Source organism: Arthrobacter sp. SO3, from assembly GCF_020532825.1.
Taxonomy (GTDB): Bacteria; Actinomycetota; Actinomycetes; order Actinomycetales; family Micrococcaceae; genus Arthrobacter.
The window spans coordinates 52,804-70,505 of sequence record NZ_MQTS01000108.1 but is presented as its reverse complement, the minus strand read 5'-3'; the positions used below and the strand labels follow the sequence as shown (position 1 = coordinate 70,505).

Sequence of the window (17,702 nt, the reverse complement as noted above, 5' to 3'; positions counted from 1 at the left end):
GGCGGGAATGGACCTGCCGCTCCGTGCCATCCGCGAGCAGATCGCCTCTGCAGTGAACCTGATCGTGCATATCTCGCGCCTTCGGGACGGAACGAGACGAGTCACGCATGTCACGGAAGTCCAAGGGATGGAAGGGGACATCGTGACGCTTCAGGACGCCTTCACATTCGATTACAGCGCCGGGATGGACGCGAACGGACGGTTCCTGGGACGGCCGGTTCCCACCGGCGTCAGGCCCCGTTTCGTAGATCACTTCGCGGACTTGGGTATCGCACTCTCCCCTGCCGTCTTCGGGAAGTCTCCGATTGGCGGTGGCTACCGGTGACCGCGACAAGTCCGGTTCTGTTGGTACTTGGCCTCCTGCTTTGTTTCGCCGCGCTGGGGTTCCTTTTGCTGGTGACTCTTCGCGGAAGGGAAGCGAACATCGAGTTGTCGCGCAGAAGGCCAGGTGTCGCCGAGCAACCGTCAGTCCTCACGCGTGTAACGGCCTCAGCATCCTCCTTCGTCGACCGCAATGTCAGCCGGAATGCCAGCTTCGGCTCCGTCAACTCTTTGGAGGAAGCAGGGCTACGCATAGGCCAGGCGGACTATATTCTTCTGCTCGGCTGTATAGCCGTGACCGCGGGAGGCATCGGTTTTGTTCTGGCTGGCTGGGGACTGGCCCTGCTGTTCGTGCTGTTGACGCCAATCGCCGGCATACTCTTCCTGAGCATTATGGCCGGGAGGCGTCGGGCGAAGTTCGAAGCGCAGCTCGGCGACACCGTGCAGATGCTGTCCGGCGGACTGCGGGCAGGTCACAGCCTGCTTCGAGCGGTGGACGCTGTTGCCCAGGAGTCGGATGCCCCGACTTCGGAGGAATTCGCGCGGCTGGTAAACGAGACCAGGCTTGGACGGGACCTGAAAGACTCTATGGCCGACGCAGCGGGACGCTTGCGCAGCGAAGATTTCGACTGGACGGCCCAGGCCATCGAGATTCACCGGGAAGTCGGTGGTGACCTCGCCGAGGTACTGGATCATGTGGGAGCGACCATCCGCGAAAGGATGCAGATCAAGGGCCAGGTGAAATCCCTCAGTGCCGAGGGCAAGCTGTCAGCCTATATCCTCATCGCATTGCCCGTCGGCATCTTTCTTTTCCTTAGCATAACTAACCCCGGCTACCTCGGGGTTCTATACACCAGCGTGCTTGGTTGGATCATGCTCGGGTTTGCCGTTGTACTGCTGGCGGTCGGCTCCTTCTGGCTGAGCCGCGTCGTCAAGATCAAGTTCTAGGGGGAACAAACATGAGCGCAATGGCCTGGTTCATAGTGGCAATCATCGTTGTTCCCTGCTCGGTTATGGTTTGGGCAGTCATCTCAGTCGACCGAACCGGCCTGGCAGCTGTCCGCAGCAATCTGGGACGAAGTAAGGGGAAACCAGCGGACGGGCCGGGGGGCGTAGATGCCCTCAGGCTCGTGAAACTGGGGCAGCGCTTGGCCCCCAAGGGGTATCCGGCATGGCTCGATAAGCTGCTCGCCAAGGCAGGAAGGCCAGCGGGCCTGCCGTTGGAGCGCCTGCTGGTAGTCAAGCCGGCCCTCGCCTTGATCGCTGGCCTGTTGGGTGTCTTGTATGTCCTCAAGAGCCCAACGGGACCAACTGTCATTCTGGCGTTGTTTGTGACGGTGCTTGTGTACTTCGTTCCGGACCTCCTCCTGCACAGCCAGGGGGCGAAGCGCCAGGAGGCAATCGAACTGGAGTTGCCCAGCACCCTGGACCAAATGCTGATTTCGGTGGAAGCCGGACTCGGGTTTGAATCAGCAATGGCGCGCGCTGGACAAAACGGGAAGGGCCCGCTCGCCGCGGAACTCCTCCGGACGCTGCAGGACATGCAGGTCGGCAGGAGCCGCCGGGAAGCATATCTAGCCATGGCTGAACGCACCGGCGCCCCTGACCTGCGGAGCTTCGTGCGGGCCGTCGTCCAGGCGGATGTGTACGGCATCGCGATAGCTAGCGTCCTTCGGACCCAGGCACAGCAAATGAGAATCAAGAGACGGCAGCGCGCTGAAGAGAAGGCAATGAAGCTTCCCATCAAAGTGTTGTTCCCCCTGATGCTGTGCATCCTGCCCGTGCTCTTCATCGTCATCCTCGGGCCTGCGGCCATCAACATGATCGCGGCTTTCTCCAACATGTAGGAGAAATTAAGGCGGCTTCAACAGCGCCCCCATGACCGGACCCCCTCGGACCCAGAGCCGAGGGGGTCCCCACAGACCGGACCCCTTCGGCCCCCAGAAGCCGAGGGGGTCCTCTTTGCGTCCGCCCAGTGACGGGGATCCCCGCCACTCCAGCGCAGAATTCACGCAGGGAACAGACAGTAAATGTGCAGTTTGGGAAGTCTTGGCGCAGGATGCCTCAGAATCCATTCTTCGGCGTGTCGGCGCTTGCTATGTTCCTCTCAGTGCTGGTGCAGGGCCAGCCGCCAAACTCGCTCAGGAGTCTTCATGCTTTCTCTTATCGCAACCCTCCAGACCCTAGGATTCACGGCCAAGAACCGCCTACTCGAGGAGAAGGGTGCAACTGCTGTGGAGTACGGCCTCATGGTCGCCCTCATCGCCGTCGCCATCATCGCCATCGTCACGACGCTCGGTACCAACCTGTCAAGCATGTTCAGCGGCATCGCAGACAAGCTGTAGCCACTCGATCCAACGGGGGACCGATTATGGTGCGGCGAGGTGCTTTTACCTCACCGCACCATTTCTCGCTTTCAGACCCTGCTGCGGCCACCGTTTCCACCCGAGAAAGGTCACAACGCATGCGCAAGGGCAGGGAGCATGGCGCTGCAGCTGTGGAGTTCGCACTCTTGGCGCCCGTCCTGATCACGCTGGTGCTCGGCATCACGGAATTCGGCCGTGCCTATAACGCGCAGATCACCCTTTCGAGTGCCGCCCGCGAAGGTGTGCGGGTGATGGCAATCGGCAATAACTCCACAGCTGCCCTCACTGCAGCCAAGAACGCGGCCGTTGGGCTGCAACCCGCGCTGGCAGACGGTGACATCACAATAAGCCCGGCGACCTGCACCTCTGGCGCGCAAGTGACCTTCACAATCACGTACACCCTGTCCACCATGACACGCATCGCTGGCCCGTTCCCAATGGAAGGCAAAGGGGTCATGCTATGCGGCGGCTAGCTGAAGTCGGGCCTCCCCAGGACCGCGAACTGGGCGCCGTCAGCGTCGTCGTCGCCCTCCTCATGGTGGCGCTGCTGGGTTGCGCCGCAATCGCCGTCGACGCAGGAATCCTCTACGCCGAGCGGACGCAGTTGCATAACGGCGCAGACGCAGCGGCGCTGGCTGTGGCGCAAAAGTGTGCCCTCAACATCAACGACACCGATTGTGCCACTAACTCTGTCCTGGCTCGCGTCCTCGCGAACGGCAACGCCGGCGATCGGCTGAGCAATGTGAAGAGTCTTCTCCTCGATAAGACGGCACGCACGGTCACGGTCACGGCGGGCGCCCAGGAGGCGGACACGGTTCCAAATTCCGTTTCGCTATTCTTTGCCCGCACCCTCGGGTTCAGCAGCGTAGAAGTAAACGCCTCCTCAACAGCGCAGTGGGGCAGCCCTTCTGCCGGGACGACCGCCTTCCCCCTCACCTTTTCGATCTGCCAGGTGCAGGGCCATGTCGACGGCAGCCTGCAACTGCTGCAGAATCACGGAAGCGGGGCCAATCCCGGCTGCAACTATGGGCCCTCGGGGGCTGCTGTCGAGGGCGGCTTCGGTTGGCTCCCCAATGATCCCGGCATCTGCGGCGGCTTGATCAATCTGGCGGTGAGCGAAGGCGGCAGCGATCCTGGCAATAGCTCGCCCGGTGCCTGTGACGCCACGCTGCAGAGCTGGGCGAAGGAGATTTCCCTTGGTCGGGACGTTGTCGTCCTGCTTCCGGTCTTCAACAAGGTGACAGGCACGGGGGCTGGCTCTGTTTACGGCCTGACCTCGTTTGCGGCCTACAAGGTCGCAGGCTGGAAGTTTAGCGGCAACAACAGCCTTCCAACCGCGTTCCACAACACCTCCCCTGATGTCCCCTCTGCCGTGGCGTGTGATAACAACTGCAGGGGAATCATAGGGGGCTTCATCAAATATGTGTCCCTGGCCAGCGGATTCAGCCTCGGGCCCGTAGACCCCAACGGCGCCACCGTCGTCCGGCTCGCGCAATGATCCCTCAGCACCACAGAGTGTCATACCAATACAGGAGCAGTCTTTGAAGTCACGCTTATTGGCCGGGATCGCCGCCGTGGTCCTAGCCATCATCGGTGCCTTGCTCGTGGTGTCATACGCCAGCGGCGCGGACGAGCGTGCCGTCAAGGATCTTGAACCCGTGGATGTCCTGATGGTGGCCCAGACCGTCCCGGCCGGCACTCCCGTGGAAAGCCTCCTGCCCTTCCTGACCGCCCAGAAGCTTCCGGGCACCGCCGTGGCCAAGTCCGCGCTGCACAGTCTCGACGGCGTGTCCGGCAAGGTCACCGCCGTGGAGCTGCTGCCGGGTGAGCAGCTAGTCGCGGAACGACTGACTGCGCCAGAATCCCTCCAGTCCAGCGGATCCGTGCAGGTCCCTGAAGGGCTCCAGGAGATCTCCTTCCAGCTGGATCCCCAGCGGGTTGTCGGTGGCAGGCTCGTGGCCGGGGACCACATCGGTATCTTCATCTCGTTGAAGAATGGCGGCATTGAGGCAAAACCGGACAAAGAGACCACGCAACTGACGCTCCACAAAGTCCTGGTGACGGCAGTGCAGCGGGCTGCCACCGCCAATCCTTCGCCCCAGCCCACCGCCAGCGGCTCAGGGGTCCCGGTCGAGGACACGTCGCTGCCCACTGGATCGTTGCTGCTGACGGTTGCCGTGAACGATGTGGACGCCACCAGGATCGTCTACGGCACCGAATTCGGCTCGCTCTGGCTGAGCAAGGAGCCGCTCAATGCCAAGGACAGCGGCCGCCCCGGCATCATGACGAAACCGGAAGTATACAAGTGAGCCGATTTGTACTGATCACCCCGAATGCCGACTTCGATGCCCGCGTGCGCCTGGCTCTGGCGGGAGGGCTGCCGGGCGGGCTGCAGACCTTCGCGCACGTCAATCCTTCCGATCCCGGCGAGTTGTTTGCGAAGCTCGACCAACAGCGCCCCGAGGTCCTCATCCTTGGACCGGACGTACCCGTCGACGACGCCCTGCGTTTGGCCACAGTCTTTGACGTCCAGCTTTCGGAGCTCAGCGTCATCCTGGTGGGTGAGCCTGACCCCGATTTCCTGCTGCTGGCCATGCGCGCCGGCATCCGGGATATTCTCAGCCCGCACGCTGATGCTGCACAGATCCGCGTCATGCTGGAACGAGCCTGCCAGTCGTTTGCCAGCAAAAACCGGTCTGCGGCCGTTCAAGAACCGGATGCCCCGAAGGGTCTGGTGATTGGGGTCTTCTCGCCGAAAGGCGGAGTGGGCAAAACGACAATTGCCACCAACATCGCCATCGGGCTGGGGCAGGTGGCCCCCATGAGCGTTGTCATTGTGGATCTGGACCTGCAGTTCGGAGACGTCGCCTCGGGGTTGTACCTCCACCCGGAGCACACCGTGACCGACGCGGTCTCCCCGGCGGCGAGCCGCGATTCCCTGGTCCTTAAGGCGTTCCTGACCGTGCACCCCGGTAACATCTATGCTCTATGTGCACCGAGGAGCCCCGAAGAAGCGGACAACATCACGCCCGAGCATGTAACGCGCCTGCTTGGGCAGCTCGCGGAACAGTTCCAGTACGTCGTCGTGGACACGGCCCCGGGGTTACCGGAGGTGGGCCTGGCAGCTCTGGAGCAGTGCACAGACATTGTCTGGGTGACCGCCATGGACGTGCCCAGCATCCGCGGGCTGAGGTCCGGCCTCGAAATCCTCCGGCGCTTGGACCTCCAGCCGGAGACGCGCCATGTGGTGCTGAATCTGGCGGATTCCGCATCCGGACTTAGCGTTCAGGATGTTGAAGCCACCATCGGTGCGCCTGTCGACATCAGCATTCCACGGTCCAAGGCCGTGGCGTTCTCCACAAACCGGGGTATCCCGGTGCTCCAGGAGAGTCGCAAGGACCCTGCCGTCAAAGGGTTACGGCAGCTGGTTGAGCGGTTCGATCCTGCGTGGCGTGCCCGGGCAAAGAAGAAACTGCACCGGCGCGTGGTGGTCCAGTGAGGCTCTCTGAACGGCTCGCCGCCGCTGAAAGCGGTTTGCCGGCCGCGGCCAGGCCTTCTCCCGAGGCCGCTTCAGCCCCTGCCGCGCCTCCGAAAATCCTGAAGGCCCCGACGCCCGTGGAAAGGCCGCGGACGGCGATCGCCGCCCCCACTTTAGAAGTACAAACGGAGGCGCTCCGGTCTGCCGGCCAGCAGCCGGTTGATGTCTTTGCCGCCCTGAAACAGCGCGCCGCCACCGCCCTGTTCGAGCGTCTGGGGACGCGCTTCAATGACTCCGCCGTCACCGAAGACGACTTGCGCTCCTCCGCCCGTGAAGAACTCACCCGCATCATCGACGCAGAACAGGTGCCGCTCTCCGGAGAGGAACGCCTCCGGCTGGTCCAGGATGTGGCAGACGATGTGCTGGGCTATGGACCGTTGCAGCGGCTCCTCGATGATTCCGCGGTGACGGAAATCATGGTCAATGGCATGGACCAGATTTACGTTGAACGTCACGGCAAGCTGACGCTTTCCGAATCCCGGTTCAGTTCCGAAGACCACCTGCGCAAGGTGATCGAGCGCATTGTCTCCAAGGTGGGACGCCGCATCGACGAATCATCCCCGCTCGTCGACGCACGCCTTGAGGACGGGTCCCGCGTCAACGCCGTCATCCCGCCCCTCGCGGTGGGTGGCTCTTCGCTGACAATCCGAAAATTCAGCAAGGTTCCGCTCACGGTCCAAAACCTCATCGAGTTCGGCACTCTCACCCCTGAGATGGCGGAGCTCCTCGATGCCTGCGTTAAGGCAAAGCTGAATATCATCGTCTCTGGAGGCACGGGCACCGGAAAAACAACACTCCTGAATGTTCTCTCTTCCTTCCTGCCCCATGACGAGCGCATCGTGACGATCGAGGACGCCGTCGAACTCCAAATCCAGCAGCGCCACGTCGTACGGCTGGAAAGCCGTCCGCCGAATACCGAGGGCAAAGGCGAGGTCACCATCCGTGAGCTGCTGCGGAACTCCCTACGAATGCGCCCGGACCGGATAGTCGTCGGTGAGGTTCGCGGCGGGGAGTCGCTGGACATGCTCCAGGCCATGAATACGGGCCACGACGGCTCGCTGTCCACAGTGCACTCCAACTCGCCCCGAGATGCCGTCGCCCGACTGGAGACCCTGGTCCTGATGGCGGGAATGGACCTGCCACTCCGCGCCATCCGTGAGCAGATCGCCTCCGCCGTTAACCTGATTATCCAGATCTCCCGGCTGCGCGACGGAACCCGCCGCATCACCCACGTCACCGAGGTCCAAGGCATGGAAGGGGACATCGTCACGCTGCAGGATGCCTTCGTGTTCGACTACTCCGCCGGCGTCGACGCCCACGGCCGGTTCCTAGGCAAACCGGTCCCCACTGGCATCCGTCCCCGATTCATCGACCGATTCGAAGACTTTGGCATCCAGGTTTCGCCGAGCGTGTTCGCCGCCCCTTTGGCGCCAGCCGGAAGGCAGTGAGCCCGACTTGACGATACTCCCCATTGGCGTTGGCCTGTTCTCGGCGGCCCTGCTGCTGCTCGGATTCGTCTTACTCGCGCCGCGAAGGGCTCGCGTGCCGCCGGACCGGCGCAAGCCCGTCCAGGACCAGCCAGACTCCCAGCTGACCCGGTTCGCCGGCTCTGCAGTCAACCTGGTCGACGGCTACTTCGCGCAGCGAAAAGTGCGGCTGTTCAGCAGGGAAGAACTCGAAAACGCAGGCCTCCGGATGGGCCAGTCCGACTTCTTCGTGTTGGTGCTGGCCGGCGCCTTCGTCGGCGCGCTGGCGGGCTTCGTCGTCGCCGGTCCGTTACTGGCTATCCTCTTCGTACTGCTGGCACCACTGGCCGGGCGCCTTGTGATCGGCTTCCTGACCGGAAAACGCCGTGTCAAGTTTGACCAGCAGCTTGGCGACACCCTCCAACTCCTCTCGGGCGGACTCAGGGCAGGCCACAGCATCCTGCGGGCCATTGACGCCGCCGCTGCCGAATCGCAAAGTCCCACCGCGGAAGAGATGCGCCGGGTCATTACCGAAACGAGCCTCGGCCGGGACCTCCAGTCATCCCTTACCGACACAGCCGGGCGGATGCGGAGCGACGACTTTGTCTGGATTGCACAGGCCATCCAGATCAACCGGGAAGTGGGCGGGAACCTCGCCGAAGTCCTGGACCAGGTGGGCGAAACCATCCGCGAGCGCAGCGAAATCAAGGGCCACATCAAGTCCCTGGCGGCCGAGGGAAAATTCTCCGCGTATATTCTGATGGCTATGCCATTCGGTATCGTCGCGATACTCATGGTTGCCAACCCCGGCTACATGAACTCCATGTTCACTCACCTCCTGGGTTGGATCCTGATCGGAGTGTCCTTCGTCATGATGACCATTGGCGGTCTGTGGATGCGCAAGATCATCGATCTGAAGTTCTGAGGTACCGATGGACCCCTCCGTACTACTCGCCTTGCTCCTAGTTTCCGTGCCGCTCGGCTATCTCGTCTGGGCAGCGCTCTCGGTGGACCGGAAGTCCCACCAAGCCATCCGCGAGCAGTTGGCAGCGGGCACGGAAACCGCAGAGCTCACTGCGGAACAGCGGACCTCGCTGCTGGAACGCATCGGGTACGTTCTGACTCCGGCCGGGTATGTCCGCAAACTCGACAAGCTCCTGTCCCTTGCCGGCCGCCCCACGTCCCTTCCACTCGGACGCGTACTGGCCGCCAAGCCCTTGCTGGGCCTGAGCGGTGCCCTGCTCGGCCTTTACATCGGCGCCACAGGTTCCACCCCCATCATGAAGCTGGTGGGAATCTTTGTGGCCCTGCTGGGCTACTTCATGCCCGATCTGATGCTCCATAGCAAGGGCCAGGAGCGGCAGAAGGCCATACAAATGGAACTGGCCAATACCCTGGACCAGATGCTCATCTCGGTGGAAGCAGGCTTGGGGTTCGAAGGAGCCATGGCCCGAGCCGGAGAAAACGGCAAGGGCCCCCTCGCTGAGGAACTCGTCCGGACGCTTCAGGACATGCAGGTGGGCCGGAGCCGCCGCGAGTCCTATCTGGCGCTGGCGGAACGGACCAGCATCCCTGAACTGCGCAGCTTCGTCCAGGCCGTGGTCCAGGCGGATACCTACGGCATCGCCATCAGCAGGGTGCTCCGGATCCAAGCCAAAGTCATGCGGGTCAAGCGCCGGCAGCGGGCCGAAGAGAAGGCCATGAAGCTACCTGTGATGATCCTTTTTCCGCTGCTCTTCTTCATTTTCCCGGTCCTCTTCATTGCCATCCTTGGCCCGGCCGTCATCAACGCGATCGACACCTTCAGTCACTAGTTGCAGGGGGATGCCGGTCCCGCGGAAGCGGGGGGATCAACTCAGGAATGCACCCGTAAAGCCGCAAGTTTGCCACAGGAAACGCCGGATTATTAAGCACCGGCCGGAGCAGGCAGTAGCGTGGTCACATGTCCTTTCAAGGTGATTCAGACGGCGGCGACGCAAACAATGACTCCTCCGCCGGCGCCTGCACCTGTGGCGCGGGCCCAGGCGGCGTAAGCCTCGCAGATGAAGGCCAGGCCCCGACGCCGGCCGACACGACGACCCCACTGGTGGACCCCTCCGCCCTGCAGGAACTCGGGTCCCAGCTGGACAGCCCTGCCGTGGCTAAGGGCTTCGCGAGGGACTACACGAACATGTGGGACCAGCGCTACCAGTCCCTCGCTTCGTCCCTCGGCAGTGGTGACGAAGACGCGGCCATGGACGCCGTCCTGAGTTTGAAGACATCCTCGGCGATGGTGGGCGGCGTCCGCCTGGCCGAGCTTGCCCGGGAGCTTGAAGACGCCATCCGCGTCCGGGACGCCGACCGCGCGCGGTTGCTGCTGCGTGAAGTCGCAGAGAGCGGAAACGAAACGGTGGACGAGCTGCAGCTCAGCTACAACCTCCGGGACCGTTAGGGCGTGTATCCCACGGGTTCTCGTTGGCTTTGCCAGTGCGGAAATCAAAGTGCGTGCTGCCGTACCGACCGAGACCCCAATTTGCCAGTCCGGCTCTAACCTGATTTCGAGTTGAGGGTGTAGCCGAAGTCCTTAAGAGTGTAGATTTTCCCGTCTAGATCAACGCGCGTGTAGCTCGGATGTGGAGCTTTCAGCCCGTTATAGGCCCAGCCAAAAACCAGAAGGGCTTCTGCTGCGACTTTCATCCAGCATCGCTTTTCGGTCTCATCATCAAAGGTGCGGTTAATCAAATCTTTAGTATTTCGGTGAGCCTTCGGCGCGCTCCCAAAAGTCAAAAACTTGAATACGAAGTAGGGCAGCCCTGATTCGGGGTCCGCTCCTGGCTCACGCACCGTGGTAAAGGGGATACTTCCTCCGGGATGTACAAGTTTGAAAACTTCGGTGAAGTAGGGGCCACCCGCCACCAGCCACTTCAGGTAGACGTCGGTGGCCGTCAGTACGACACGGTGTTCGCGGCCGTCTTCAGTCGCTTCGACTTCAAACATGTGCGGATTCCCACCCATCATTACAAGTCGCTCTGCCTCCTGCCAGCATTTCGTGCGAGGATCCGGAGCGGGTCTTGTCCCAGGTTCCGTCGCCGCTGAACAGGTGAGGCGCGTTAGTCCAGGGCCGGCGCGAGCCGGTACCCCACCCCGCGGACCGTCTGAAGCCAGCGGGGTTGCAGCGGGTCCTCCCGCAGCTTGCGCCGCAGGTTGCCGATATGCACTTCGACGGCACGCTCGTCGGATTCGCTGATGTACGCGTCCGCTCCGTAGTATTCGCCCCGCACCACCCGGACCAGATCTACCTTCGACCGGACCGCTCCGGCCCCCTTCAGCAGGGCGTGCAGAAGATCGAACTCACTGCGTGTCAGGCTGGTGGGAACTCCGTCAAGGGTGACCGACCGGGTGTGCGGGTTCAGCACGAGCCCGTTGTGCCTAAACACCGCATCCTGGGGCAGCTCCAAACTCTTCGCCGCCGGCTCCCCCGGCTCCCGGAAGCTGCCGTCGGCGGGGTCCAGCCGGGGCCTGCGCATCATGGCAGCCACCCGGGCCCGGAGCTCACGCGGCCGGAACGGTTTGGTCATAAAGTCGTCGGCCCCGGTGTGCAGCGCGGTAAGGGTGTCCAGCTCGTCCGTCCTCGCGGTCAGCATGACCACGTAGGCATCGCTGAACTGCCGGATCCGGCGCAGGACTTCAAAGCCGTCAATATCGTGGAGGCCCACGTCCAGGGTGACGACGCTCGCCTTCTGGCTCCGCACCACCTCGACCCCCTCACGCCCGCTAGCTGCGCCGTGGACGTCAAATCCCGCCTGGCTCAACACGGCTTCCACAAGGTGACGTACGTCCTCGTCGTCCTCGACGACGACTGCAACTCCCAAGTCAGTCATGGCCCCCCTTTGCATCTGATGCTGCGGCAGCTACCCCCATAGCGGCCGCGTTGTTACTGCTGTGCACTCATGGTGCACCAGTAATGTCACAATACCCACGCAATGGCGGTAAAAACTGTTTAGGCACAGCCGTGGCCACAAATATTCATCGTGTGTCAAGCTAGCGTGGCGAGTGCTGTTGAATCGAGGCAGCGGGAAAGGGGCGAGGCTTCATTGGGTAAACAGCAACCGGTCCGGAACCCGGAGGGTTACTTGGCGGGATTCCCGCGGCGTCTGCAGACTTTGCTCCGGCCGACCGGAGGCCGCGAAGCCGAACTCAATGCCCTCCTCGAGGACAGCCTCGAACGCGAGCGGCAGCTCAGCGATGAGGTCGCGGGGGTGGTCGACGCGCTGACGGCCAAGGACAACCTCGTCGCCAATGTCTCTCACGAGTTCCGCACACCGTTGACGTCCATCATCGGCAACCTGGATCTGGTGCTCGGCGAATCGGAAGAACTCTCCCCCACCGCCGTGCGCCGGATCGAAGTCGCGCAACGGAACGCTGAACGCCTGCTGGCACTGGTCTCGGACCTGCTGGTGTCCGCCGATTCAACACTGCACGTCCACCCGCGCCGGACCGATCTGGCCAACCTGGTCGAAACCAGCCTCGGCTCCGCCCAGGCCCATGCCGAGGCAGCCCAGGTCTCGCTCTCCATGGACATCCCGGCACCGCTCTGGGCCGACGTTGATCCGTTGCGGATCAGTCAGGCCGTCGACAACCTCGTATCCAACGCCATCAAGTATTCACCCGCAGGCGGCACCGTCCGCGTCTCCGCCGGCCAGGAGGGAGGCAGGGTGCTGCTGCACGTGGAGGATGACGGAATGGGAATGACAGCCGCCGACGCCGACCGGGTCTTCACCCGGTTCTTCCGCAGCCCCGCGGTCCGCGAAGGCTCGATTCCCGGCATCGGGCTGGGCCTGTCCATCACCAAGGCGATCATCGAACGGCACGGCGGCACCATATCCTGCCGCACGCTGCCGGGCTGCGGGAGCACCTTTACGGTGGAGCTTCCCGCCCAGCAGACCACGCCGGCCTCGTAGTCGGGGCCGGGTGGGCAGCCCTAATGCCGCTTAGCGCGCGTGAGCTCGGCCCTGGCCAGCAGCCCGCTGGCGGTGGGGTAGGCCACTTCCTCCAGCACCAGCGGATGCGGGGCCGAGAGGACAGACTTCGCGTCGCGCTGGCGGGCCAGCAGCCGTTCCAAGAGCCACACCGGCTTCTCGATGCCGGCCCCCACGAACAGCGCCGATCCCACGAGGGACCGCACCATGTTGTGGCAGAACGCATCCGCCTGGACCGTGGCCACAATGACCCCGTCGGCGCCCCGGGCAAACTCGAAGCGCTGAAGTTCCCGGATGGTGGTGGCGCCTTCCCGCGGCTTGCAGTAGGACCGGAAATCCTGGAGGCCCAGCAGCTGTGCGGCGCCTTCGTTGAGCAGCCCGACGTCGAGCCGGTCCTGATGCCACAGCGTGGAGGTCCGGCCCAGCGGATCCCAGAGGGCGGGCCCGTCCGCGATCCGGTAGCTGTAGCGGCGCCAGAGCGCGGAGAACCGTGCGTCGAAGCCTTCGGGAGCGATGGAGACCTTGTGGACCTCGATCGCCCCGGTCAGGTCCCCGAGTCCGCGGCTGAGGGCGCCGCGGAGCCGCCGCAGCAGGGCAACTGCGGGGTCCAGTTCCACGCCGCGGTTCAGGCCCATCCACTCCGTCTCGGTGAAGTCCACGTGGACCACCTGGCCGCGGGCGTGCACGCCGGCGTCGGTCCGCCCGGCGACGGTGACCCTGATGGGCCGGCGGATGAGCAGTGCAATGGCCTCTTCGAGCGTGCCCTGGACGGTGCGCCGTCCGGGCTGGACAGCCCACCCGCTGAAGGGACCGCCGTCGTACGCAAGATCAAGCCGGACACGCAAAAACCCGCCGCCCCCTCTAACGGGGGCAGCGGGTTTCTGGTCGTTCATAGACTTAAGTCTACTAGGGAAAGAAGGCGAGACTACTCAGCGTCGCCAGCCTGCGCAGCGTCGCCGCCGGCAGGTGCGAAGCCGGCAGCTTCGGCCGACTCTGCAGAGTCGAACCAAACTTCAGCAACCGTCGAGTCGTACCAGCGGGATCCCGGAACGTGGAACTTCATGGAGTCCTCGTTGCCCTTGACGGCGAAGCCCTCAGGAGCAACGTTGTCAGCGGTAGCCGGCTTGGAGCCGGCGTACTTGGACTCAGCGGCTTCGGTCTCAACAACCTCGGCCTCGGCGGGAGCTTCCTCGGCGGCCGGAGCAGCCTTGGCAGCAGCCTGGGTAGCCTCGGCTACGACTGCCTGCTTGGCGGAAACCGGCTCGAGAACCAGTTCGATGACAGCCATGGGAGCGTTGTCGCCCTTGCGGTTGCCGATCTTGGTGATGCGCGTGTAGCCACCGTTGCGGTTCTCCACTGCCTGTGCAATGTCGGTGAACAGCTCGTGGACGATGCCCTTGTCGCTGATCAAGCCGAGTACACGGCGGCGGGAAGCCAAGTCGCCACGCTTGGCGAAGGTCACCAGACGCTCGGCGTACGGCTTCAGTCGCTTGGCCTTGGTCACCGTGGTGGTGATCCGCTTGTGCTCGAACAGTGCGGCGGACAGGTTCGCGAGCATCAGACGCTCGTGACTTGCTCCGCCTCCGAGGCGCGGACCCTTAGCGGGGGTAGGCATAATAGTTTCTCCTCATATGGAAGCCGTTGGGCTGCGCACACCATGGTGCATCCAGCCGGCAGGCCAAGATCTGTTTGTTAGAGCTCGTCGTCGCTGAAAGCGGCGTCGTCCTCTTCAATTGCTGCGGCGCGTGCTGCGAGGTCAAAACCGGGAGGCGAGTCCTTGAGGGACAGGCCCAGTTCAACCAGCTTTGCCTTGACCTCATCGATGGACTTCGCACCGAAGTTACGGATGTCCATGAGGTCGGCCTCGGAGCGGGCCACGAGTTCACCCACGGTGTGGATGCCCTCACGCTTGAGGCAGTTGTAGGAACGGACGGTGAGGTCCAGATCCTCGATCGGCAGGGCCATGTCTGCTGCCAGGGCAGCATCCGTCGGCGACGGGCCAATCTCGATACCTTCAGCTGCGGTGTTCAGCTCGCGGGCCAGACCGAACAGTTCCACCAGGGTGGTGCCTGCCGAAGCAACGGCATCGCGCGGGGCGATGGCCTGCTTGGTCTCGACGTCGACAATGAGCTTGTCGAAGTCAGTGCGCTGCTCAACACGGGTAGCTTCCACGCGGAAAGTAACCTTCAGGACCGGCGAGTAGATCGAGTCGACCGGAATGCGGCCGATCTCGGAGTCGCCGGACTTGTTCTGAGCTGCCGAAACGTAGCCGCGGCCGCGCTCGATGGTCAGTTCGAGTTCGAACTTGCCCTTCGAGTTCAGCGTGGCAATGTGCAGATCCGGGTTGTGGAATTCGACGCCGGCCGGCGGAGCGATGTCCGCGGCGGTGACGACTCCCGGGCCCTGCTTGCGCAGGTAAGCAACAACCGGCTCGTCGTGCTCGGAGGACACCGACAGGTTCTTGATGTTCAGGATGATCTCAGTGACATCTTCCTTGACACCCGGAACCGTGGTGAACTCGTGCAGCACGCCATCGATCCGGATGCTCGTGACAGAGGCACCGGGGATGGAGGAGAGCAGGGTACGGCGGAGGGAGTTTCCGAGGGTGTAACCGAAACCGGGCTCCAGCGGTTCAATAATGAAACGGGAGCGGTTGTCGGAGACGACCTCTTCGGAGAGGGTGGGGCGCTGTGCAATGAGCACTTAGGTTTCCTTTCGGCGAGCATCCGCTATATGACGCAACACAGGTGGTGGAAAGATCGGTCTGAGACTTAACGCGGCTGGGCTTGCCCGGACCCGTGAAGGTCCGGGCAAGCACCGGTGCGTTGGAAAGCCTTAGACGCGGCGGCGCTTCGGCGGACGGCAGCCGTTGTGGGCGCTGGGGGTTACATCCTGGATGGATCCAACCTCAAGGCCAGCAGCCTGCAGCGAACGGATAGCCGTTTCGCGACCCGAACCCGGGCCCTTGACGAATACGTCAACCTTGCGCATACCGTGCTCCTGCGCGCGCTTTGCGGCGGCTTCGGCGGCCATCTGGGCTGCGAACGGGGTGGACTTACGTGAGCCCTTGAAGCCAACCTCACCGGACGAAGCCCAGGAGATGACAGCGCCATTCGGATCCGTGATGGAAACAATGGTGTTGTTAAAGGTGCTCTTGATGTGCGCCTGGCCCAGCGCGATATTCTTTTTGTCCTTCTTACGCGGCTTGCGAACCGCGCCACGAGTCTTCGGGGGCATTATTTCTCCTACAGAAAGTTATCGGGGGGAAGACGAGCGGTTTAGCGGGTCTTCTTCTTGCCTGCAACGGTGCGCTTCGGACCCTTACGGGTACGTGCGTTCGTCTTCGTACGCTGTCCGCGCACTGGCAGGCCCTTACGGTGGCGAATACCTTCGTAGCTGCCGATTTCAACCTTGCGGCGGATATCTGCTGCTACTTCGCGGCGAAGGTCACCCTCAACCTTGTAGTTGCCTTCAATGTAATCACGCAGCTGGACAAGCTCGGCGTCGGACAGGTCCTTGACCCGAACGTCCGCGCTGATGCCGGTGGCAGCCAGGGTTTCGTGTGCACGGGTCTTGCCCACGCCGTAGATGTAAGTAAGCGCAATTTCCAACCGCTTTTCGCGGGGAATGTCTACGCCAGCGAGACGAGCCATAGAGGCAGTGCTCCTTGTATAAACCGGAGGTCGTAGGCAGTACACCCGCACGATCCGTGCGGCCCCAGCCTCCGACCGGGGGTTAGCTGTACGGGCCCATACGTCCCAAATCAGCTTGTGCTGCCTTTTATTTACTTGCGTGGGTTAGCAACCCAGGATTTCCCGAAGAGGGAAATTAGCCCTGGCGCTGCTTGTGGCGCGGGTTCTCGCAGATCACCATGACCCGGCCATTACGGCGGATCACTTTGCACTTTTCGCAGATCTGCTTGACGCTCGGCTTGACCTTCATGGCGTTCCTTTGCGTGTTGCAGTGGTCAGCTGGACCGGCCTTCGGCTGTTGCTCTGGCCGCCCAGTGTTTACTTGTAGCGGTAGACGATACGACCACGTGTCAGGTCGTACGGGCTCAGCTCCACCACTACCCGGTCCTCAGGGAGAATCCTGATGTAGTGCTGGCGCATCTTTCCAGAGATGTGTGCCAGAACGATGTGCTTGTTGGTGAGCTCAACGCGAAACATCGCGTTAGGCAGCGCCTCAGTCACAACGCCCTCGATCTCAATGACCCCGTCCTTCTTGGCCATACCCTCCGCTAACTGTTGTTTGCCGCAGTCCTTCGGTTTGCACCGAAAATCACCGCGGACGTTTTTTGATTGATTGGCTGATGCCTCCCGGCCCCAAAAGGGCACAACAGGGCAGACAACCAACAGACAACATTACGCCATAACGGGCCGAATGTTAAATCCAGCAATCGTAGCGCACTCAGCCTCCGTATGCACCAAATTCACCCGCCGGCGTGCTCACGGCCTCCGCGCAGGCGATCCCGTCGAGGATGGCCAGACGCACGACGTCGGCTGCCGCACTCTGCAGGGTAATGAGACTCACCTGCCGGGCAGTCTCGCTGCTGCGGTCCAGCGCGAGCGCACCGGTGGCGAGGCAGAACACCGTGTCCCCGTCCGCCAGGGTGTGGCTGGGGTTCAACGCCCTCGCCAGGCCGGCGTGGGCGGCCGACGCGGTGCGTTTGCATTCGGCTTTGTCCAGGACCGCGTTCGTGGCGACGACGACGAGGGTCGTGTTCAAGGGCGGCGGCAAATCCGAAACCCTCTGCGTGCTCGCTCGTTCCTCCCCACCGGCCCCCTCGCCTCGCAAGCTCGGCCAGGGAACCCCGCCGTCGTGGCCCCCGCTTAGACGCACGCTGCCGGGTTCCGGATCCGCCGCCGTCTCCTGCTGGTCATCGAGCCGGTCGAAGCCCCTGTACGGCAAGCCCAGGGCGTTCACGACTGCTATCGCGCCTACGACGACCCCGTTCTCTAGGGTGACGGAGGCTGTGCCCACTCCCCCCTTGTATGTGCCCCGGCCGATTGCCGCTCCGGTGCCGGCGCCGACGTTGCCGCGCTCGACGTCG

The 17,702-nt window shown here is 63.0% G+C and carries 22 protein-coding genes and 1 pseudogene; 13 read left to right on the top strand and 10 right to left on the bottom strand.

Annotated features, from left to right (window positions below):
• From BJQ90_RS11305 to BJQ90_RS11250, 12 genes and pseudogenes are all read left to right on the top strand, one after another.
• A pseudogene (locus BJQ90_RS11305) lies at positions 1–325 on the top strand (CpaF family protein); the annotation flags it as partial.
• Entirely contained in the window at positions 322–1,269 is a 948-nt protein-coding gene (locus tag BJQ90_RS11300; protein ID WP_226760354.1) for a type II secretion system F family protein, read from the top strand. The pseudogene BJQ90_RS11305 and the gene BJQ90_RS11300, both read left to right, overlap by 4 nt.
• Before the next feature lie 11 nt (positions 1,270–1,280).
• Positions 1,281–2,168 carry a type II secretion system F family protein gene (locus tag BJQ90_RS11295; RefSeq protein WP_226760353.1) on the top strand — a complete coding sequence of 296 codons (888 nt, stop codon included), beginning with the start codon at positions 1,281–1,283 and terminating at the stop codon, positions 2,166–2,168.
• Between the two features lie 306 nt (positions 2,169–2,474).
• A complete protein-coding gene (locus tag BJQ90_RS11290) occupies positions 2,475–2,666 on the top strand; it encodes a Flp family type IVb pilin (RefSeq protein WP_226760352.1) in 192 nt (63 codons plus the stop codon).
• 119 nt (positions 2,667–2,785) lie between these two features.
• Complete coding sequence (locus BJQ90_RS11285) at positions 2,786–3,160, top strand: TadE/TadG family type IV pilus assembly protein (protein ID WP_226760351.1); 375 nt, start codon at positions 2,786–2,788, stop codon at positions 3,158–3,160.
• Entirely contained in the window at positions 3,148–4,185 is a 1,038-nt protein-coding gene (locus BJQ90_RS11280) for a pilus assembly protein TadG-related protein (RefSeq protein WP_226760350.1), read from the top strand. Before BJQ90_RS11285 ends, BJQ90_RS11280 begins: the two co-directional genes overlap by 13 nt.
• A 43-nt stretch (positions 4,186–4,228) precedes the next feature.
• Positions 4,229–4,996, top strand: a complete 768-nt coding sequence (locus BJQ90_RS11275) for a Flp pilus assembly protein CpaB (RefSeq protein WP_226760349.1) — start codon at positions 4,229–4,231, stop codon at positions 4,994–4,996.
• Positions 4,993–6,186, top strand: a complete 1,194-nt coding sequence (locus tag BJQ90_RS11270; protein ID WP_226760348.1) for an AAA family ATPase — start codon at positions 4,993–4,995, stop codon at positions 6,184–6,186. The genes BJQ90_RS11275 and BJQ90_RS11270 overlap by 4 nt, the downstream gene beginning before the upstream one ends.
• On the top strand, positions 6,183–7,673 hold the full coding sequence (locus tag BJQ90_RS11265; RefSeq protein WP_413463670.1) for a CpaF family protein: 1,491 nt from the start codon (positions 6,183–6,185) through the stop codon (positions 7,671–7,673). The genes BJQ90_RS11270 and BJQ90_RS11265 overlap by 4 nt, the downstream gene beginning before the upstream one ends.
• Positions 7,674–7,680: 7 nt before the next feature.
• Positions 7,681–8,616 (top strand): type II secretion system F family protein, encoded by a 936-nt coding sequence (locus BJQ90_RS11260; RefSeq protein ID WP_226760347.1) that lies wholly within the window; start codon positions 7,681–7,683, stop codon positions 8,614–8,616.
• Positions 8,617–8,623: 7 nt separating this feature from the next.
• Entirely contained in the window at positions 8,624–9,505 is an 882-nt protein-coding gene (locus BJQ90_RS11255) for a type II secretion system F family protein (RefSeq protein ID WP_226760346.1), read from the top strand.
• Between the two features lie 128 nt (positions 9,506–9,633).
• On the top strand, positions 9,634–10,122 hold the full coding sequence (locus tag BJQ90_RS11250; protein ID WP_226760345.1) for an Hpt domain-containing protein: 489 nt from the start codon (positions 9,634–9,636) through the stop codon (positions 10,120–10,122).
• A gap of 95 nt (positions 10,123–10,217) precedes the next feature.
• Here BJQ90_RS11250 and BJQ90_RS11245 read toward each other — a convergent pair whose 3' ends face one another.
• Both BJQ90_RS11245 and BJQ90_RS11240 read right to left on the bottom strand, forming a co-directional pair.
• Entirely contained in the window at positions 10,218–10,667 is a 450-nt protein-coding gene (locus BJQ90_RS11245) for a hypothetical protein (protein WP_226760344.1), read from the bottom strand.
• Between the two features lie 113 nt (positions 10,668–10,780).
• The gene (locus tag BJQ90_RS11240) at positions 10,781–11,551 is read right to left on the bottom strand and encodes a response regulator transcription factor (RefSeq protein WP_226760343.1); all 771 of its coding nucleotides are present in this window, start codon (positions 11,549–11,551) and stop codon (positions 10,781–10,783) included.
• 252 nt (positions 11,552–11,803) lie between these two features.
• On the opposite strand from BJQ90_RS11240, the gene BJQ90_RS11235 reads away from it, so the two are divergent.
• Positions 11,804–12,631 (top strand): sensor histidine kinase, encoded by an 828-nt coding sequence (locus BJQ90_RS11235; protein ID WP_226760342.1) that lies wholly within the window; start codon positions 11,804–11,806, stop codon positions 12,629–12,631.
• A 20-nt stretch (positions 12,632–12,651) separates the two neighbouring features.
• Here the strand turns inward: BJQ90_RS11235 and BJQ90_RS11230 are convergent, their stop codons facing one another.
• From BJQ90_RS11230 to BJQ90_RS11195, 8 genes are all read right to left on the bottom strand, one after another.
• The gene (locus BJQ90_RS11230) at positions 12,652–13,542 is read right to left on the bottom strand and encodes a tRNA pseudouridine synthase A (protein ID WP_226760341.1); all 891 of its coding nucleotides are present in this window, start codon (positions 13,540–13,542) and stop codon (positions 12,652–12,654) included.
• 32 nt (positions 13,543–13,574) lie between these two features.
• Positions 13,575–14,264: a 50S ribosomal protein L17 gene (rplQ, locus tag BJQ90_RS11225; RefSeq protein ID WP_226760340.1), complete on the bottom strand. Its 690-nt coding sequence runs from the start codon at positions 14,262–14,264 to the stop codon at positions 13,575–13,577.
• Between the two features lie 77 nt (positions 14,265–14,341).
• Positions 14,342–15,352 carry a DNA-directed RNA polymerase subunit alpha gene (locus BJQ90_RS11220; RefSeq protein WP_024366109.1) on the bottom strand — a complete coding sequence of 337 codons (1,011 nt, stop codon included), beginning with the start codon at positions 15,350–15,352 and terminating at the stop codon, positions 14,342–14,344.
• Between the two features lie 132 nt (positions 15,353–15,484).
• Positions 15,485–15,886 (bottom strand): 30S ribosomal protein S11, encoded by a 402-nt coding sequence (gene rpsK / locus BJQ90_RS11215; protein WP_018773682.1) that lies wholly within the window; start codon positions 15,884–15,886, stop codon positions 15,485–15,487.
• A 41-nt stretch (positions 15,887–15,927) separates the two neighbouring features.
• The gene (gene rpsM, locus BJQ90_RS11210) at positions 15,928–16,302 is read right to left on the bottom strand and encodes a 30S ribosomal protein S13 (RefSeq protein ID WP_024366110.1); all 375 of its coding nucleotides are present in this window, start codon (positions 16,300–16,302) and stop codon (positions 15,928–15,930) included.
• A 175-nt stretch (positions 16,303–16,477) separates the two neighbouring features.
• Entirely contained in the window at positions 16,478–16,591 is a 114-nt protein-coding gene (gene rpmJ, locus BJQ90_RS11205) for a 50S ribosomal protein L36 (RefSeq protein ID WP_009358722.1), read from the bottom strand.
• Positions 16,592–16,659: 68 nt separating this feature from the next.
• The gene (gene infA, locus BJQ90_RS11200) at positions 16,660–16,881 is read right to left on the bottom strand and encodes a translation initiation factor IF-1 (protein ID WP_009358723.1); all 222 of its coding nucleotides are present in this window, start codon (positions 16,879–16,881) and stop codon (positions 16,660–16,662) included.
• Between the two features lie 178 nt (positions 16,882–17,059).
• On the bottom strand, positions 17,060–17,702 hold a 643-nt coding region (locus BJQ90_RS11195), incomplete at its 5' end, for a P1 family peptidase (RefSeq protein ID WP_226760339.1).

What these genes read in the sequence shown, in the direction of transcription:
- BJQ90_RS11295 (WP_226760353.1), top strand. Translation starts at nt 1,281, where the DNA reads ATGAGCGCAATGGCCTGGTTCATAGTGGCAATCATCGTTGTTCCCTGC.
- BJQ90_RS11290 (WP_226760352.1), top strand. Translation starts at nt 2,475, where the DNA reads ATGCTTTCTCTTATCGCAACCCTCCAGACCCTAGGATTCACGGCCAAG.
- BJQ90_RS11285 (WP_226760351.1), top strand. Translation starts at nt 2,786, where the DNA reads ATGCGCAAGGGCAGGGAGCATGGCGCTGCAGCTGTGGAGTTCGCACTC.
- BJQ90_RS11280 (WP_226760350.1), top strand. Translation starts at nt 3,148, where the DNA reads ATGCGGCGGCTAGCTGAAGTCGGGCCTCCCCAGGACCGCGAACTGGGC.
- BJQ90_RS11255 (WP_226760346.1), top strand. Translation starts at nt 8,624, where the DNA reads ATGGACCCCTCCGTACTACTCGCCTTGCTCCTAGTTTCCGTGCCGCTC.
- BJQ90_RS11250 (WP_226760345.1), top strand. Translation starts at nt 9,634, where the DNA reads ATGTCCTTTCAAGGTGATTCAGACGGCGGCGACGCAAACAATGACTCC.
- BJQ90_RS11245 (WP_226760344.1), bottom strand. Translation starts at nt 10,667, where the DNA reads ATGTTTGAAGTCGAAGCGACTGAAGACGGCCGCGAACACCGTGTCGTA.
- BJQ90_RS11240 (WP_226760343.1), bottom strand. Translation starts at nt 11,551, where the DNA reads ATGACTGACTTGGGAGTTGCAGTCGTCGTCGAGGACGACGAGGACGTA.
- BJQ90_RS11230 (WP_226760341.1), bottom strand. Translation starts at nt 13,542, where the DNA reads ATGAACGACCAGAAACCCGCTGCCCCCGTTAGAGGGGGCGGCGGGTTT.
- rplQ (WP_226760340.1), bottom strand. Translation starts at nt 14,264, where the DNA reads ATGCCTACCCCCGCTAAGGGTCCGCGCCTCGGAGGCGGAGCAAGTCAC.
- rpsK (WP_018773682.1), bottom strand. Translation starts at nt 15,886, where the DNA reads ATGCCCCCGAAGACTCGTGGCGCGGTTCGCAAGCCGCGTAAGAAGGAC.
- rpsM (WP_024366110.1), bottom strand. Translation starts at nt 16,302, where the DNA reads ATGGCTCGTCTCGCTGGCGTAGACATTCCCCGCGAAAAGCGGTTGGAA.
- rpmJ (WP_009358722.1), bottom strand. Translation starts at nt 16,591, where the DNA reads ATGAAGGTCAAGCCGAGCGTCAAGCAGATCTGCGAAAAGTGCAAAGTG.
- infA (WP_009358723.1), bottom strand. Translation starts at nt 16,881, where the DNA reads ATGGCCAAGAAGGACGGGGTCATTGAGATCGAGGGCGTTGTGACTGAG.